Source organism: Shewanella sp. 10N.286.54.B9 (genome assembly GCF_041468565.1).
In the GTDB taxonomy this organism is placed as follows: Bacteria; Pseudomonadota; Gammaproteobacteria; order Enterobacterales; family Shewanellaceae; genus Shewanella.
In genome coordinates this window covers 40483-57387 of the sequence record NZ_JBFRIY010000040.1, presented here as the reverse complement: position 1 = coordinate 57387, position 16905 = coordinate 40483, and the positions used below count along the sequence as shown (strand labels likewise).

The window sequence follows — 16905 nt, the reverse complement described above, 5'->3', positions numbered from 1 at the left end:
TCTAGGCTGTTTTAGCCTTTCCGTCTTAGCTTTTACCATCTAAGCTTTAGCGATTAAATCTGTGTCAGTTCCATCCACTCTTCATCTGAGAGTAGCTTATCCAGATCCACTAAGATCAACAGCTCGCTATCGCGGTTACTAACACCCTGAATAAACTTGGCGCTTTCTTCAGTACCCACATTTGGCGCATTATCAATCTCTGAGCGACGCAGGTAAACAACCTCTGCAACGCTATCGACCAATATACCAATAACTTGTTTTTCAGCTTCAATGATTACGATACGCGTTGAATCATTAACGTCTGCAGACGCAAGGCCAAAGCGCGAACGAGTGTCGATAACAGTCACAACGTTACCACGTAGATTGATAATACCTAGAACGTAGTGCGGTGCACCTGGTACCGGCGCTATTTCAGTGTAACGCAGTACTTCTTGAACCTGCATGACATTGATGCCATATGTTTCATTATCTAACTTGAAAGTCACCCATTGTAACACTGCATCTTCATTGCCAGCCGCTACGGCTACGCTATTTGAACTTGTCATAATCGCCTCAATCAATAGTTCTGTGACTATCTATTTAAATATTATATTAATACCAACCGTAGTAAATAACTACTCACTCTAGCTTGTCAAAATACTCGATAACGTCGTTAAAAATGTTGATTGTAGAATAACTACTTATCGAAAATTTCTGCCTTGTGTCAAATGTTTTTCCTGCGCTATTTCTGAACACCTACTTACTGTGATTGGTATAAGCATATCTTTCTATGCGCTTCAAACCAATCACTTTAATATCGAAATACTACAAACCTATGCCCTTTATCGGCATTTGCTATTTTTTCTAAACTCGCCACTGCAAATTTTGCTAATTTACTGCGGTAATGACTCAGAGCAATCTAGCGCGAGCCTTGACTTCCAAGCCCCGAATCGAGCATCGTAATTAATGCATCAACATTCAAAATACCACACATCTGCTCTTTTACTACTCCAGCAAGCCAAGGTCTTTTACCTGCTTGACTGCGCCAGTTAACTTGTGACTTGTGTATTTTTACAGTATTGACCAATGACTCGCAGGTTAAGCCCCAGCTACTCTCTTGTAATACCACAATATATTGATAGTTGACGCTTTGTGCCAAATCCTCATATTTTTCGGGCATTACCCAGGCACAGGTATCAACCACATTTAACTGAGACTCTCTGTGCTGCTGCACACCGAGATACCAACTTGGCCGACCCATTAAATGGTTTATACGGTCAAGGTTTACAATGCCACCTAAGCTGACTAATGGCACCGCTAAAGTTAATCCAGCAACTTTAAAGAACAGTACTTGAAACTCGTCATCTAATTGCTCTACCAGATCTTTAGTGACGCTTGGAGGCGCCGGCGGTGATTCTGGAATCTGTTGATGAGCAATAGGCTCTATCTCTTCAGGCACAATAGCTTTAGCTGCTATAGCCTCGCTCACTTCGGGCGCATCGATAACGACATTTCTATCAGCTTTAGCTCTAGTCTTCTCTTCGACTAAAGACTGGTGTACTTGAGGTTGTTCAAGCTGGTTATCTACAACTGTCGGTGCAGATACCGGCGCTAACAGTTGCTCCAATGCTTGGCTACTGACACGCTCTTTCACAGCATACTGTTTAACCTCGGCCTTTGATTGACGTTGAAGCTGCCTAGTAGGCACCTCCTCGGCTAATGCAATCAAGGGGTCAGCCAATTCTGTGTCTGCTGTATTGTCAGTTAACAATAAAGAGAAGTAATCACTTACTGCATCATCAACCAATTTTGACATGGGAGAAATCCTTGGCAAGTAAGTCATCGAGTAGCCTATCGTAAGCTTTTACCCCTCGACTACGAGGCGCGAAATGTGAAGCGGGTAGATGGCTCAAGCTTGCGTCTCTAAATTTAGTGTCCACGGGGATAACATCAGACCAAAGATTGTTTCGATAATCTTGAGTTAATTGTTGCAAAGCCACTGTGGCAGCTCGGGTTCTTTTATCAAACATGGTTGGTACGATTGTGTAGCTATACTGGACTTTCTTTGATCGTCCCATGAGGATCATGGTTTTAACCATTCTATCCAACCCTTTAATCGCCAAAAATTCAGTTTGAACGGGTACGATAATGTGCTGACTAGCAGCAAGAGCGTTAACCATCAACACACCGAGTACCGGAGGACAATCTATAAGCACCACATCGTATTGATCCTCTAAAAGCGCTAACGCTTTAGTTAAAATTAACCCCATCCCTTCTTGGTGCCCAAGGCTACGATCTAGCGTAGCTAATGCCATTGTAGAGGGGATTAGATCGAGATCGGGTACATTGGTAGGCACAATATAATTGCCAATGGTCTCTTTAGTTAACTTTTTATTGGCTAAGAAGAGATCATACAAAGAGCTCGGTAACTCTTCACTGTCGATCCCTAAGTAATAGCCTAGTGATGCATGAGGATCCGTGTCGACCATGAGCACTCGTTTACCACGCTTGGTAAACGCGCCAGCTAAACTAGCAACAGTCGTTGTTTTACCAACACCGCCTTTCTGGTTTGCTATGGTCCAAATTTTCAAAATGATCCTTATGATGGCCGCGCCACCGTCTTTGAGAGACTCTAACTCACACTAAGCTAACCGCTAATCTTCTATCGCTCGAGTTGTGATCCTGATCCCGCCATGAGGCAGGCTTATCAGCTTTACGCCCTCTTCAGTAATATTGAGCATTTGAGCTTTGTCTGGAAGGCTATAAGTCATCTGTGGGGCTAGTTCATTATTAGCTTGCTCGACAACGGCATTTGACTCTTGTAGCAATCTATCGTCGGCATATTCAGCAGCAGGTTCTTGCTTATCTATCTTAGCAACCACATGAGCAGTATCAATATCAGGCAAGTCATTCTCCTGCAGCAGCCTATTGTCTGTTGTAGGTACTTTTGATTTTGCTGAGTCGATAGTTAATGGCTCAAGCACGGTATTTTCAATACTGTTATCTGCAGCGATGCTACTTTCGGCTTCGCTCTGATTTGATTGCGTGATAGAGCGTTGAATAAGTTGCTCCACGCTGCCATCACCTATCGGCATTGACGTAAGCTCTCCCGCGCGTGCGCGAGCAACAAATGACTGCACAAACACTGGGTTTTCCGCCATCCAATTAGCCATAACCTCAGCTTGCTCATCAGGTACCATAAACAAAATTTGGCTTTGTTTTAATTCAGCCACTTCTTCTAGCAATAACTGATTTTTATACCTGAGTTCGAAATAGAGAGAACCTAAAACAAAAGCGGCAATACTGAGTAAAAACATCACCAACAACGACACAGTATTCACCGCGCCCCTGATGCTTGTTCGACACTCATATTGCCGTTGTTTACTAGCCATGTGCCGTCTCTTTGAGGATCGATTCGGCCATCTGCTCAATGCTAATAGATTTAGTTGCAATGCCGGTATTCGTTACCGCTTGCGGCATGCCATACACTACGCAGCTTGCTTCGTCCTGTGCCCAAATATTAGCGCCCGTCGCTTTGAGCATACGAGCGCCTTCGCGACCATCTGCGCCCATACCAGTGAGCACTACCGCTAATACATCGCCGCCAAATAATTTAGATGCCGATGCAAAGGTAATATCCACACTGGGCTTATAGTTCATCTCAGGTTTCCCTGCGAGCACTTTAATACGACCAAAACTACCACTGCGCTCCAGCATCATCTGCATTCCGCCAGGTGCTAGGTACGCACAACCCGCACGTAATTGATCACCAGATTGCGCTTCTTTTACCTCAATTTTACACAGGCTATTTAGGCGAGTTGCAAAGGTCGGTGTAAAAGCTGCAGGCATATGCTGGATCAGCAAAATCGGGTGCGGATAATTTGCCGGTAATTGGGTTAACACTTTTTGCAGTGCGACCGGGCCGCCAGTCGAGGTGCCAATTAGTAAAGCTTTATACTTTTTACCGCTGGCACGAGTAACAGCCGACGAACGACTGCTCGGTTTATCTGCTGGCTGCGGCGGCACTGGCTTACTGGAAGCTGCTGCACGGGATAAAGGCACCGCCTGCGCCGCAGTTGCCCGCGGTTTTACCGTTGCTATTGATGGGCGAACAGCAGGCCTAAATAAACGACGCCGACCTAAGGTTTTAATTCGCTGCTGTAGCAGTGCAATAGCATCATCTTTATTGGTGGCAATATCTTCGAATCGTTTCGGAAGAAAATCAAGTGCACCGGCTTCAAGCGCATCTAAGGTCGCTTTGGCGCCATCGTGGGTTAATGATGAAAACATCAAAATTGGCACCGGATTGCTGGCCATAATCTGTTTAACCGCAGTGATCCCGTCCATCACTGGCATCTCAATATCCATGGTAATGACTTGTGGCTTAAGTTCTGCCGCAAGCTTTACGGCTTCTGCGCCATTCACAGCAGTGCCAATCACTTCGAGTTCTGGATCTTGACTGACAATCTCACTAACGCGTCGTCGAAAAAAACTTGAATCGTCGACAACTAGTACTTTTATGCCCATTTAAATTCCTATAACGCATGGGGTTCCAGCTTTCACATTATGCAAAAGGACAAGTCGAAAACATGTTTTCTTCTTGCCCTCTCAATTAGGCGTTAACCTTTATTGCGTGCGTAATGCTTTAGAAGTCCAGGAACGTCCAAAATCAGCGCGATACCGCCGTCGGAGGTAATTGTCGCCCCCGCCATTCCCGGCGTACCATGTAACAAGGTGCCTAGTGGCTTAATTACCACCTCTTCCTGTCCAATAAGTGAATCCACTACAAACCCTATCTGCATCGTGCCTAACTGCACAATAACCACGTGCCCATGCTGTCTATCTCCATGGATCCCGCCAGTTTGGGTTCGAGTGAGCCAGCTCTCTAGATAAAATAGCGGTACCGCTTTATCACGAACAATGACGGTCAGTTGACCATCGACCACATTGGTTTTAGTCAGATCAAGGTGGAAGATCTCGTTAACGCTGGACAGAGGTAATGCAAATACTTGCTCAGCGACTTCAACCATTAACGTAGGCATAATAGCGAGTGTTAATGGCACTTTAATCTCTAACCGTGTGCCCTTGCCTTTAAGCGAATCAATAAAGATGGTGCCGTTTAGCTGGGTGATCCGTGTTTTAACCACGTCCATTCCTACGCCACGACCTGAAATATCAGATATTTCTACCTTGGTTGAAAAGCCTGGGGCGAAGATAAGATTATAAGCTTCTTCATCTGTCATTCGAGCAGCAGCATCTTCGTCAAGTACACCGCGATCTATCGCAATATTCTTAAGTCTTTCAGGGTCCATCCCTGCGCCATCATCTTCAATTTTTAATAGAATATGATCGCCTTCTTGGCTAGCCGACAGAGTAATCGTTCCGCTACGTGCTTTGCCGCTCGCTTCACGATCATCGGGCATCTCAATGCCATGGTCGACTGAGTTTCTCACCAAATGCACCAGAGGATCGGCTAACGCTTCAACTAAGTTCTTATCCAGGTCGGTATCTTCACCCACCATAACAAGATCAATCTCTTTATTGAGACTGCGGGCTAAATCTCTAACAACACGTGGGAAGCGACCAAATACCTTCTTAATTGGCTGCATGCGGGTTTTCATCACCGCGCCTTGAAGATCCGCTGTTACTAAGTCTAAATTAGCTAAAGCCTTCGACATCTCTTCGTCATCACGTGAGATCCCTAGGCTCAATAAGCGATTACGGACTAATACCAGTTCACCGACCATATTCATTATCTGGTCGAGCCTTGAGGTATCAACACGTACTGTCGTTTCAGCTTGTGGCATATTATTGCCAGCAGTTTTCGGCGCAGCTTTTGCGACAGGTTTTGCTTCTGCTTTAACCTCAGCTTTAGCAACTGGAGCCGTAACGGCCTTTTGCTGTGACGTGGTTATCGCTTGAACTACTGCAGCGGGAGCGGTTTCGCTTGTGGTCACTTGCGCCGGTTTTTCTACAGCGGCTGGTGCGGCGCCAGAACCATGCAGTTCATCAAGCAAACGCTCAAATTCGTCATCGGTTATCTCATCAGAGTCAACAACATGAGTTGGCTCCTCAGTTACGACAGCGACCGAAGCTGATGCCTTAAACTGACCCGAACCATGCAGCTCATCAAGTAAAGATTCGAATTCATCGTCGGTAATGTCATCTGAGCTTTGGGCAGTTTCAACAATACTTGTAGCAGCATCAACACCCGGGCCTTTGCCACTGCCGTGTAATGCGTCAAGTAATGCTTCAAATTCTGCGTCGTTGATGTCGTCGATACTGCCGCCGGCTGTCATATCGGCAGCTTGTGGTGCTACAGCCTCTACAACCTCTTCAACCATTGGCTCTTCAACGACTACTTCGCTTGCAACAGTAGCAACACTCGCTTGAGTGTCTGCTAACTCTGAGGGCAGCAATTGTCCCGCACTCAAGGTTTTTAGTTGTGCTAGCAATGTGGTGTCGGCTGGAGATTGAGGCTGACCTGCTTGAGTTTCGGCAAACATCGAGTTAATCGCATCAACTGCCTGCAGGATAACATCCATCAGGTTGGCGCTAACTTCTCGTTTGCCGGTACGCAATAGATCGAAGGTATTTTCTGCTTCATGACAGACATCAACCATTGGCGTCAAACTGAGGAAGCCTGCACCACCTTTTACGGTGTGAAAACCTCTAAAAATAGCGTTAAGCAGATCGGTATCGTCAGGATTATTTTCTAACGTGACCAGTTGTTCCTGTAGAAGCTCTAAAATTTCACCAGCTTCGATCAAAAAGTCCTGCAGTATCTCTTCATCAACATCAAAGGACATTATTTTGACTCCCTTAAAAACCTAAACTCGAAAGCAGATCGTCAACTTCATCTTGACCCGTCACAACATCCTGACGTTTTTCTGCATTCATAATAGGACCTTCGGCTTCAACATCTAACGATGGTGCGCATTCATCAGCAGTGGCTGGTTGCTCACCAAAGACAGTCAACATCGATACTAAGCTGTTCTCAACTTCTCGAACGAGATCTATCACCCGACGGATCATTTGCCCAGTTAGATCTTGAAAATCTTGTGCTAGCAATATTTGATTAAGAAGTTCTCTGACTCGGTTTGCATCCGATTCGCTTCTTTCGACAAATTGCTGAATATCATGACATAGCGCTTTGAATTCATTCAGTGGTAACTCACGACGCATGAGTTTATCCCATGCAGGTTTTACCGCTTGAATATTATTGCTTAACGCATTAGCTAAAGGTAAACACTCTTCTACCGCGTCCATGGTCTTATTAGCAGCTTGCTCCGTCATATCAATAACGTAAGTTAAGCGCTCTTTAGCATCCGGTATTTCGGTGTTAGCAAGTTCAATCAAGCGGTTATCCACTTGAAAGTCTACAATTGCACTGTGAAGTTGGCGGGTTAAACGGCCAACTTCATCAAAGAGTTCTTTCTGGATTGGAGAGGCTATATCCCTCACCAATTCATCGGCTTTGGCTTGCTCGCCATCGCGAAGTAACGCGACGAGGCTCTCAGCTTGCTCGAGAGTAATGAGCCCTGAAGTATGTTGCTGCATTGCTCATCCTTGCTTAACCGAGTCGCTCGAAAATTTTATCTAGCTTTTCTTTAAGCGTTGCTGCAGTGAAGGGCTTAACGACATAACCGTTAACACCAGCTTGCGCCGCTGCGATAATCTGTTCACGCTTAGCTTCAGCTGTCACCATCAGTACCGGTAGATGCTTTAGCTCATCATCGGCACGTATCGCCTTTAGTAGATCAATGCCTTGCATACCAGGCATGTTCCAGTCGGTTACGACAAAATCAAAATCGCCCTTCTGTAACATAGGTAAGGCTGTTGAACCGTCATCTGCTTCTTGAGTGTTGTTGAATCCCAAGTCTCGCAACAAGTTCTTGATGATACGTCTCATTGTTGAAAAGTCATCAACAACAAGAATCTTCATATTCTTGTCCAAGGTTTCCTCCGCGGAACTTATTTTTTAGTGTTTGTTTATTGTTATGCTTGCGTCCAGTGCTTGAGTTTACCTTTGAGCCTTAGCATCGCCTGACTATGGATCTGGCTTACTCTAGACTCACTGACCTCAAGAATGGCCCCAATCTCTTTTAAATTTAATGCTTCATCGTAATACAGCGACAATACCAGAGCATCACGTTCTGGTAATAGCTTTATCGCTGCCACTAATGCTGAATGAAATTCAACTTCAGCTAACGATTCATAAGACACATCTTCATGATCATCTTCGTGGCTAACGACATCGACTGCGACACCTAAATCTTCAATGCCAACAACTTTGCCCACAGACACATCATTTAGAATGCTGTAATACTCATCAAGCGACATCTCTAATCGCTCTGCTATCTCAGGATCTCGTGCATCGCGACCAAGTTCTTGCTCTAGCTCATCAATCACTTGCGCAACACGACGTTGATTGCGATGCACCGAACGCGGTACCCAATCACCACGTCGTATTTCATCTAACATAGAGCCACGAATTCGAATACCAGCGAAGGTTTCAAATTTCGCGCCTTTACTGCCATCAAACTTTGATGATGCCTCTAACAGCCCCATCATACCCGCTTGCAGCAAATCATCTAGCTGCACTGACGCTGGTAAGCGCGCCAGTAAATGATGTGCAATTCTTTTTACTAGCGGTGCATACTGTTCAACGATAGAGGTCTTATTATCTAAACTAGTATACGCGGCCGCTTTATTCACCTGACTTATCCTCTTGATAATCAGGGCGTTGAACCAATCGTTCAACAAAGAACTCTAAATGTCCGCCAGGCTGAGAAGGTATCGGCCAACTCATTATTTTGTTCGCTAGTCCGTGATAAGCAATGGCTGCTGGAGACTTAGGGAACGCCTCAACAATCAGTTTTTGCTTTCTTACCGACTTACGTAAGTTTTCATCGAAAGGCACCGTAGCAACCAGTTCGAGCGCCACATCTAGGAATCGATCAGTTACTTTGCTTAACTTAGCAAACAACTCCATCCCTTCGCGTAGACTGCGCACCATGTTGGCAACAATCTTAAATCGGAACACGCCATGTTCGCGGCTCAATATTTTAATCAGTGCGTAAGCATCAGTAATCGATGTTGGTTCATCACAAACAACGATTAATACATCTTGTGACGCCCGCGAGAAACTAAGCACCATGTCTGAAATCCCCGCTGCGGTATCGACGATTAAGATATCAAACTGAGTTCTCATTTCACTAAATGCGCGAATGAGACCTGCATGCTGTGCTTGAGTTAACTCAACCATCGCTTGGGTTCCTGACGTTGCAGGAATAATCCCAATACCCTTTGGTCCTCTTAAGATGACATCATCTAATTCGGCATCTCCAGACAAAACATGAGATAAATTTTTCTCAGCGCGCAGTCCTAGCATCACATCGACGTTCGCTAAACCCAAATCGGCATCCAAAACGAGCACGCGTTTGCCCTTTTCTGCTAACGCTACGGCGGTGTTAATTGACACGCTGGTTTTACCCACGCCACCTTTACCACCAGACACGGCGATAACTTTTACTTTTTCATTATTTGGCTGATTCATCATACGTAAACCACTTGCTTGATCGGGAGTCATGTTTTTACTCAAATGCATGGGTCACTTCTCGTGACCGTTCACTGTTCTGTAATGGTTCTAATTCTTGGTTATCTAACACGGCTAATGCTCGGTTGGCTAAAGCTAACGTGTCAGCCACTTGCATATCTTCAGGAACACGTTGTCCATCAGTCACATAACTCAAAGGTAACCCACTTTGGATCAGTACACTTAGCGCTGGCGCCAATGACACTGATTCATCTAACTTAGTCAGTACCGCGCCTGAAAGCGGGATACGGGTAAACTGTTTTACGGCGTCTTCCAGTACTCGACGCTGTCCTGTTGCAGACATTACCAGATAACTACGAATAGGTATTCTGCTATTTGCAGTTAAGTTATCCAATTGCTGAAACAAACGCAGATCTCGCTGGCTCATACCTGCAGTATCAATCAATACTAACTTGCGGTTTCTAAACTGATACAAAATCTGTTCTAACTCATTAAAATCATGAGCCTGTTTAACTGGGCATCCCATTATTTTGCCATAAGTTGCCAATTGCTCAAAGGCTCCAATGCGATAATGGTCAGTTGTAATCAATGCGACTTGATCTGAACCATGATGTGCGGCAAATCTAGCGGCTAATTTAGCAACAGTTGTCGTTTTACCTACACCTGTTGGTCCCACAAATGCCACTACACCACCTTGACGAACAATATCATCGCCTTGGTTGTCTAGCATATTAGCTAAACTTCGCGGCAATGAGGCGACTAATTCAGCTGGTGAATAATGCTCGCTCAAGTTAGACAGTTTTTTGGCAACCGCAGGAGAAAACTCAGCTTCTAACAACTTGCTCTCAAGCATCGCACCAACGGGATCGACACGCTTTTTTTGTTCAGACATTAAGGTGCTAACTTGATGCGTGAGTAGGCTGCGAATTGACGCCAACTCCTCTTTCATCGCATCCATTTCTGCGCTGTTATTTTGTTTCTGTGGTGCAAAGCTGTCCGGCGCTCTATTCGGGGTAAACTCTGCCTTTGCAGGCTCTTTAGATTTGGCAACTTGTGCCTGTAAACCTTTGGCCCACTCAGGCATGTCGAGCTCTTCACTACGCGTGGCTGAAGTATGCTGGTTGACACGGCTTTGTTGACGTTCCAGCAATGCTTGCAGCGAATCTGGCGCTGGTGTTGCTTTAGCGCGAGACTCAGCTTTTACATTGGCTTGCGATCCGAGTGTCACTTTTTCATCGCTAAGGTCGGTAAAGGCTGCAGGAGACGGCGCCGACGCGGCAAGTTGAGGTTTAGGATCGTCATAATCCACTGCCGCAACAATTTCTATTCCGCCGGTCACTTTCTTATTCGACATAATGACAGCATCCGAACCCAACGTTTCTTTAACTTGGGCTAAGGCCGAGCGCATATCTTTTGCTAAAAATCTTTTAATCTTCAATTATTCGCCCTCTACTGTCCAACAGCGGATACGATGCGTATCTGTTTCTCATCAGGTACCTCTTGATAGGAGATCACCCTCAGATTTGGAATCGTATGCTTAACAAATCTTGATAATGTTGAACGTAGCATGCCTGATGTTAATAAAATTGCTGGTTGACCGACCATTTCTTGGCGCTGTGTAGCATCAACCAGTGACTTCTGCATACGCTCTGCAAGGCTTGGCTCAATATTTGGACCCTCACCTCCAGTTGCTTGCATAGACTGATGCAACATCTGTTCCAACTCTGGCGCCAAAGTAATGACAGGGATCTCAAGCTCAGGGCCACTGATCTCTTGTACTATCATTCTCTTTAAGGCAATACGCACTGCAGCAGTAAGTACTTCGGTATCGGCACTCTTCGGCCCGTACTCTAACAATGTCTGCACTATGGTCTTCATATCTCGTATCGATACGCCTTCGTTAAGCAGGTTCTGCATCACCTTCACCACCGTGCCAAGTGGCATAACATCTGGAATGAAGCCATCAACCAATTTAGGCGAACTCTTAGCCAGCATATCTAATAGCTGCTGCACCTCTTCGTAACCAAGTAACTTCGACGCATTGTTGGTCAATAGTTGGCTGATGTGAGTGGCTACTACCGTTGCTGAATCGACTACAGTGTAACCTAAGGTCTGAGCATGTTCTCTGAGCTCTGGTGCAATCCATACCGCTTCTAAACCAAAGGCAGGATCTGTGGTTTCGATCCCCTCGAGTTTACCAAATACTTGTCCAGGATTAATCGCCAGTTCGCAATCATGGCGAATTTCACCTTCTCCCGATGACACCCCCATCAGTGATATGCGGTAAGCATTAGGTGATAAGTCCAAGTTGTCACGAATATGCACTGCCGGTACTAAGAAACCTAGCTCTTGAGATAACTTCTTACGCACCCCTTTAATTCTACCAAGTAGTTCACCGCCTTGGCCTTTATCGACCAAGGGGATCAAGCGATAACCCACTTCAAGACCAATCGTGTCAACATGTTGAACATCGTCCCAACTCAGCTCTTTTGGCGCCGCATCACGTTTCTCAACCGGTCCAGACTTGGCAAGCTCAACGGCCCGCTCTCTGTCAGTGTCTTGTTTTTTCTTAATAAAATATGCTGCCCCACCCGCTATTGCCGCGAGTGTGATAAACACGAAATGTGGCATACCCGGCACAATACCCATAACAAACATAACCGCAGCTGCAATGGCTAATGCTTTTGGGCTGTCAAACATCTGGCTCATCACCATTTCGCCCATATCGCCAGACTCGTTCTGACGAGTAACCATAAGTGCTGCAGCAATCGATAACAAAAGACCAGGAATTTGCGCAACCAGACCATCACCAATAGTCAGTAACGTGTAAATCTCAATAGCATCGGAAAAACTAAGCCCGTGCTGCACCATACCAATAACAAATCCACCAAGGATATTGATCACTAGAATCAATATCCCAGCTATCGCATCACCTTTTACAAATTTTGACGCACCGTCCATCGCACCATAAAAATCAGCTTCTCGAGTCACTTCTGCACGGCGAGTGCGGGCTTCGTCTTGGCTAAGTAGCCCAGCATTTAAGTCTGCGTCAATCGCCATCTGCTTACCCGGCATCGCGTCGAGGGTAAAGCGAGCACTCACTTCAGAGATACGCCCTGCACCTTTGGTGACAACGGCAAAGTTAATGATAATTAGGATTAAAAATACCACTAGGCCGACAGCGTAATTGCCACCAATAACCACTGAGCCAAACGCTTCAATCACTTTACCGGCAGCATCTCCGCCATTATGACCTTCAAGCAGCACCACACGCGTAGAAGCGACGTTAAGGGCTAGACGTAAAAGCGTAGCAACAAGCAAAACCGTGGGGAACGCAGCAAAATCGAGTGGCCGGTCACTATAGATAGCGACCAATAACACAACTAATGCAAGTGCGATGTTGAAAGCAAATAAAATATCGAGCAGAAAGGCAGGCATGGGCAGTATGATCATAGCCAGTGCAGCTAAAACCAATAATGGGGTACCCAAACCTTTAAATTGTGCGGGCTTTAGTTGTTTTAATTGCCCAAGTCTTGCGTTAAATTCCATTCACCCTAAGTCCAATCTTTGACGCCTATTGGCTGTACTGCAAATTTAGTACCAAAAGTTGTACTAATACTAATTGCATTAACCAGTAACAAAACCAATAGGATCAAGCTGCTCACATTGCAGAGCATGGACACTATAACCTGAAAAGAATAACCAAAGAATGCAAAGCCAAGTAAGTGGGTGTTTTTTATACACTTCAAACGTAAAAATGAGACTTTAACGCAACGCTAATATTTAAACCTGCAGATATTGCCGCTCGATTAGTGTTTTAGCTCATCTGGAATAGGCTGTTTAGTGGGAATGGCATTAGGACGACGGCCTTTACCTCTTTGGTACTGACGCAATTGAAATACGTAGGCAAGCACTTGTGCTACTGCAGTAAATAGTCCTTCGGGGATCTCTTGATCTATTTTGGTAGTATGGTAAATAGCACGGGCTAAAGGCGGCGCGGTAACAATTGCCACATCATGTTCTCGAGCAATTTCACGGATTTTAAAGGCCACTTCATCCACCCCTTTAGCGACCACAAAAGGCGCGGTTGATTTAGCAGCATCATATTTAACCGCTACAGCATAATGTTCTGGGTTAACCACTATGACGTCGGCATTAGGCACTTCGCCCATCATGCGCCTTTGTGCCATCTCTTGTTGTAGCTGACGAATACGTCCCTTAACTTCGGGTTTACCTTCGGTATCTTTGTACTCATCTTTAACTTCTTGCTTGGTCATTTTTAACTGTTTGGCGTGATTCCAAATTTGATAAGGCACATCGATAGCGACAATTATAAACGTCGATGCACACAGCAAAATGAAGATCCATGAAACCAAATCCAACGCATGATAAATATTGCCGGGAAGGTGATCTTGTGACAACATCAAAATATCATTGAGGTAAATATTAAGTACCAGATAGGCAGTAATTGCCACCACCGAAAACTTAGCAATACCTTTGGTAAGTTCAACCACAGCTTGTACGCCAAACATTCGTTTAAACCCTGCAACAGGGCTCATTTTACTCGGCTTGGGCATACAGGCTTTGGCAGAAAAAGACATCCCACCCAGTGCCACATTTCCAGCAAATGCGATCAATGCTAGCAATAAGATAAAGCCTAACAGTGGCGCAGCTAATTCATTGCCCACCATGCTCCAAATATTCATCATCTGCCGCGTGTCAAAGATCTCTTCACGGGTCAATGTAAAAAGGTTAGTCATAATAGTGTGCATCGCTTTAGCAATACTTGGCCCTGTCATAACAAGCCCAACTGAAGCGGCAATAAGAACAGCAGAAGTCCCTAAATCTTTGGAGCGTGCAACCTGCCCTTTATCTTTGGCCTGTTGCAACTTTCTGGAGGTTGCTTCCTCTGTTTTTTCTTGGCTACTGTCATTTTCAGCCATGACAGTCCCCCGTATTGAGTGGGGGTATCACTATGATGAAGCGCGTAGGCAATAGCATCAGTTAAGCCCACCATCTAAGGTGCACTGTAGTTCAAGGACATTACACAGCAGAATTTGTACCTCTCGCCATATCTCATCAAAGTGAGCCATGATTGGTGTTAAAGTGAGCCAAAGAATAAACAAGCCACTAACCATGGTCACAGGGAAACCGATTGCGAAGATATTCAGCTGTGGCGAAGCACGTGTCATCACCCCGAAAGAGAGGTTGATCGTCAGAAGAGCGACAATGGCCGATAAAGACATGGTGAGTGCAGCGCCAAACATATAACCGACAAATTCGGTAAACATCCGGTAACTCGCAAGACTCAAACCTTCCATTGATACCGGAATTGAATCAAAACTCGCAACCACCATTTTGATTAGTATTAGATGCCCATCTACCGCCAAAAATATCATTGTTGTTAGCAAAAGAAAGAAGTTAGCGACAACTGGTGTCTGTTGGCCGGAACCGGGGTCAATCATGGAGGCGAAACCTAGACTGGTCTGCATACCAATAATTTGTCCGGTTAGCACAAAGGTCTGCATTAACAGCAGGGTTGAAAACCCCATAGAAACACCAATGATGATCTGCTGGAAAGTGACAAACACGGCGCTCAAAGAAAATAGTTCGATATCAGGCATTGGCGGCAGCACGGGCACTACTGCTGCTGTAACGGTCAGAGATAACAGCAACCTAACTCGCGACGGAGTGGTATTAGCACCAAATACCGCCATCACCATAAACATGCTAGAGATCCGTGTTAATGGCCACATGTAGCCAGCAATCCCGCCCATTATAGTATCAAGTAAGATATTCATAATGACAGTACAGCACCTGAATGCAGACTTTGTAACCAAGGGAATTCAAACAGTTGCAATAACATGATTAACCGATAACCTGCGGGATCATATTTACCATTTGTAAAAAAAATTCCATCATCGTTTGTACCAGCAGATGCCCCATCAACATTAAACCTAATAAGGTTGTTAGTAGACGTGGCAGAAAACTCAATGTTTGTTCGTTAATCGAAGTGGCGGCCTGAAATACTGCCACGATTAAGCCGACGATGAGTCCCGGCACAATGATCATCGAAACAATAGTCACAATTACCGCTAAGGCTTCTCGGAAAATATCAATCAGTGCTTCAGGAGTCATAGGGTACCTTCTATAAACAAACCTTTAATCGCCAACAAAACCGTCGTAACCATAACAATGTGCGATTGTTGGCATAGACCCGTTAACGCTCTTACAGTCATAGCTTACCTATAAGCCGAAACTGTTGGCTAACGTCCCCATGACAAGACTCCAACCATCAACGAGCACAAACAGCATGATCTTAAACGGCAACGAGACAATCATAGGCGATAACATCATCATACCCATCGCCATCAAGATACTGGCGACCACTAAATCTAATACCAAAAAGGGCACGAATAGCATAAAGCCGATCTGAAATGCCGTCTTGAGTTCACTGGTGATAAAGGCCGGAATAATCACGCTCATTGGCGCGTCTTCCGGCTCATTGATATTTTGGTAACCCGAAATTTCAATGAAGGTATCTAAATCTGATAACCGAGTCTGTGACAACATGAAATCTTTCAGCGGTCCCTTGCCCGTATTAAAAGCATCTTGAATCGGCATTCCCTGTTCGATATAAGGTTTTACCGCTTGCTCATAAATCTTATCGAATACAGGAGACATAATAAAAAATGTCATGAACATACTGATACCGATTAAGATTTGATTAGAAGGCGCTTGCTGTAAACCAATTGCTTGGCGCAAAATCGACAACACCACAATAATGCGGGTAAACGAGGTCAACATAATGACAGCGGCAGGGATAAAGCTCAGTGCGGTCATTAGCAGCAATATCTGCATGGTGACCGAGTACTGAGTTGAGCCATCAGCCCCCGTTGACACAGTTACCGCGGGCAAAATCCCCGTTTCAGCTAACACTGTAGGGGATATTAACGACAGCGCGAGGCCACCAAATAGCACAATCCATTTTATCATTGGGATGACTTCGCTTGACGTAAGCGACTCGCAAAGGAGTCTGTGGAGATCTCAACGGGCTCGCTGAGCTTATCAACCAAATTAACTTGATGTGGGGTAACACCCAGTAAATACTGTTGGCCGTCAACTTCTACCAGAACCAACTTTTCTTTTTGACCTAGTGGCGTTACAGCAAGTGTTTTCAACACTCCTTGGCTACTGGGTACCAAATTAAGTCGCTTCACCATATAAGCGAGTGCAAAAATGAGTAACAGGACTACAATCAGCCCTCCCACCATACTGGCCAGTGTGGCAACACTTGAAGGCGCTGCCGATTTCTCTGCTGTCGCTGCGACCGTGCCAAGACTAGCTAATACAAGCTGAAAACTCAT

The 16905-nt window shown here is 45.2% G+C and carries 17 protein-coding genes; all 17 read right to left on the bottom strand.

Annotation, left to right across the window (positions count from 1 at the left end):
* Positions 1 to 53: 53 nt before the first annotated feature.
* Positions 54 to 545: a chemotaxis protein CheW gene (locus AB4135_RS14970; RefSeq protein ID WP_371994113.1), complete on the bottom strand. Its 492-nt coding sequence runs from the start codon at positions 543 to 545 to the stop codon at positions 54 to 56.
* A gap of 353 nt (positions 546 to 898) precedes the next feature.
* Positions 899 to 1795, bottom strand: a complete 897-nt coding sequence (locus AB4135_RS14965; protein WP_371994111.1) for a chemotaxis protein CheW — start codon at positions 1793 to 1795, stop codon at positions 899 to 901.
* On the bottom strand, positions 1779 to 2570 hold the full coding sequence (locus AB4135_RS14960) for a ParA family protein (protein ID WP_371994109.1): 792 nt from the start codon (positions 2568 to 2570) through the stop codon (positions 1779 to 1781). Before AB4135_RS14960 ends, AB4135_RS14965 begins: the two co-directional genes overlap by 17 nt.
* A 63-nt stretch (positions 2571 to 2633) precedes the next feature.
* Entirely contained in the window at positions 2634 to 3371 is a 738-nt protein-coding gene (locus AB4135_RS14955; protein WP_371994108.1) for a hypothetical protein, read from the bottom strand.
* A complete protein-coding gene (locus AB4135_RS14950; RefSeq protein ID WP_371994106.1) occupies positions 3364 to 4506 on the bottom strand; it encodes a chemotaxis response regulator protein-glutamate methylesterase in 1143 nt (380 codons plus the stop codon). The genes AB4135_RS14955 and AB4135_RS14950 overlap by 8 nt, the downstream gene beginning before the upstream one ends.
* Before the next feature lie 92 nt (positions 4507 to 4598).
* Positions 4599 to 6788 carry a chemotaxis protein CheW gene (locus AB4135_RS14945; protein WP_371994104.1) on the bottom strand — a complete coding sequence of 730 codons (2190 nt, stop codon included), beginning with the start codon at positions 6786 to 6788 and terminating at the stop codon, positions 4599 to 4601.
* A gap of 13 nt (positions 6789 to 6801) precedes the next feature.
* Positions 6802 to 7539 (bottom strand): protein phosphatase CheZ, encoded by a 738-nt coding sequence (locus AB4135_RS14940; RefSeq protein WP_371994102.1) that lies wholly within the window; start codon positions 7537 to 7539, stop codon positions 6802 to 6804.
* Positions 7540 to 7552: 13 nt separating this feature from the next.
* The gene (cheY, locus tag AB4135_RS14935; RefSeq protein ID WP_012143382.1) at positions 7553 to 7936 is read right to left on the bottom strand and encodes a chemotaxis response regulator CheY; all 384 of its coding nucleotides are present in this window, start codon (positions 7934 to 7936) and stop codon (positions 7553 to 7555) included.
* A 41-nt stretch (positions 7937 to 7977) separates the two neighbouring features.
* Positions 7978 to 8697 (bottom strand): RNA polymerase sigma factor FliA, encoded by a 720-nt coding sequence (locus AB4135_RS14930; protein ID WP_371994100.1) that lies wholly within the window; start codon positions 8695 to 8697, stop codon positions 7978 to 7980.
* Complete coding sequence (locus tag AB4135_RS14925) at positions 8690 to 9571, bottom strand: MinD/ParA family protein (protein WP_044556319.1); 882 nt, start codon at positions 9569 to 9571, stop codon at positions 8690 to 8692. Before AB4135_RS14925 ends, AB4135_RS14930 begins: the two co-directional genes overlap by 8 nt.
* Before the next feature lie 4 nt (positions 9572 to 9575).
* Positions 9576 to 10976 (bottom strand): flagellar biosynthesis protein FlhF, encoded by a 1401-nt coding sequence (gene flhF / locus AB4135_RS14920; RefSeq protein ID WP_371994098.1) that lies wholly within the window; start codon positions 10974 to 10976, stop codon positions 9576 to 9578.
* An 11-nt stretch (positions 10977 to 10987) separates the two neighbouring features.
* Positions 10988 to 13087, bottom strand: a complete 2100-nt coding sequence (gene flhA / locus AB4135_RS14915) for a flagellar biosynthesis protein FlhA (RefSeq protein WP_371994096.1) — start codon at positions 13085 to 13087, stop codon at positions 10988 to 10990.
* A 260-nt stretch (positions 13088 to 13347) separates the two neighbouring features.
* Positions 13348 to 14481: a flagellar biosynthesis protein FlhB gene (flhB, locus tag AB4135_RS14910; protein ID WP_371994094.1), complete on the bottom strand. Its 1134-nt coding sequence runs from the start codon at positions 14479 to 14481 to the stop codon at positions 13348 to 13350.
* Between the two features lie 57 nt (positions 14482 to 14538).
* Positions 14539 to 15339: a flagellar biosynthetic protein FliR gene (fliR, locus tag AB4135_RS14905; RefSeq protein WP_371994093.1), complete on the bottom strand. Its 801-nt coding sequence runs from the start codon at positions 15337 to 15339 to the stop codon at positions 14539 to 14541.
* A gap of 67 nt (positions 15340 to 15406) precedes the next feature.
* Positions 15407 to 15676 (bottom strand): flagellar biosynthetic protein FliQ, encoded by a 270-nt coding sequence (locus tag AB4135_RS14900; RefSeq protein WP_220737933.1) that lies wholly within the window; start codon positions 15674 to 15676, stop codon positions 15407 to 15409.
* 108 nt (positions 15677 to 15784) lie between these two features.
* Positions 15785 to 16534 carry a flagellar type III secretion system pore protein FliP gene (gene fliP, locus AB4135_RS14895; protein ID WP_371994091.1) on the bottom strand — a complete coding sequence of 250 codons (750 nt, stop codon included), beginning with the start codon at positions 16532 to 16534 and terminating at the stop codon, positions 15785 to 15787.
* The gene (gene fliO / locus AB4135_RS14890) at positions 16531 to 16905 is read right to left on the bottom strand and encodes a flagellar biosynthetic protein FliO (RefSeq protein ID WP_371994089.1); all 375 of its coding nucleotides are present in this window, start codon (positions 16903 to 16905) and stop codon (positions 16531 to 16533) included. The genes fliP and fliO overlap by 4 nt, the downstream gene beginning before the upstream one ends.

Excerpts from the sequence above, each read along its gene's own strand:
- fliO (WP_371994089.1), bottom strand. The coding sequence starts at position 16,905 with ATGAGTTTTCAGCTTGTATTAGCTAGTCTTGGCACGGTCGCAGCGACA.
- AB4135_RS14965 (WP_371994111.1), bottom strand. The coding sequence starts at position 1,795 with ATGTCAAAATTGGTTGATGATGCAGTAAGTGATTACTTCTCTTTATTG.
- AB4135_RS14940 (WP_371994102.1), bottom strand. The coding sequence starts at position 7,539 with ATGCAGCAACATACTTCAGGGCTCATTACTCTCGAGCAAGCTGAGAGC.
- AB4135_RS14950 (WP_371994106.1), bottom strand. The coding sequence starts at position 4,506 with ATGGGCATAAAAGTACTAGTTGTCGACGATTCAAGTTTTTTTCGACGA.
- AB4135_RS14925 (WP_044556319.1), bottom strand. The coding sequence starts at position 9,571 with ATGACTCCCGATCAAGCAAGTGGTTTACGTATGATGAATCAGCCAAAT.
- fliP (WP_371994091.1), bottom strand. The coding sequence starts at position 16,534 with ATGATAAAATGGATTGTGCTATTTGGTGGCCTCGCGCTGTCGTTAATA.
- fliR (WP_371994093.1), bottom strand. The coding sequence starts at position 15,339 with ATGAATATCTTACTTGATACTATAATGGGCGGGATTGCTGGCTACATG.
- flhB (WP_371994094.1), bottom strand. The coding sequence starts at position 14,481 with ATGGCTGAAAATGACAGTAGCCAAGAAAAAACAGAGGAAGCAACCTCC.
- AB4135_RS14945 (WP_371994104.1), bottom strand. The coding sequence starts at position 6,788 with ATGTCCTTTGATGTTGATGAAGAGATACTGCAGGACTTTTTGATCGAA.
- AB4135_RS14970 (WP_371994113.1), bottom strand. The coding sequence starts at position 545 with ATGACAAGTTCAAATAGCGTAGCCGTAGCGGCTGGCAATGAAGATGCA.
- AB4135_RS14900 (WP_220737933.1), bottom strand. The coding sequence starts at position 15,676 with ATGACTCCTGAAGCACTGATTGATATTTTCCGAGAAGCCTTAGCGGTA.
- AB4135_RS14955 (WP_371994108.1), bottom strand. The coding sequence starts at position 3,371 with ATGGCTAGTAAACAACGGCAATATGAGTGTCGAACAAGCATCAGGGGC.
- flhA (WP_371994096.1), bottom strand. The coding sequence starts at position 13,087 with ATGGAATTTAACGCAAGACTTGGGCAATTAAAACAACTAAAGCCCGCA.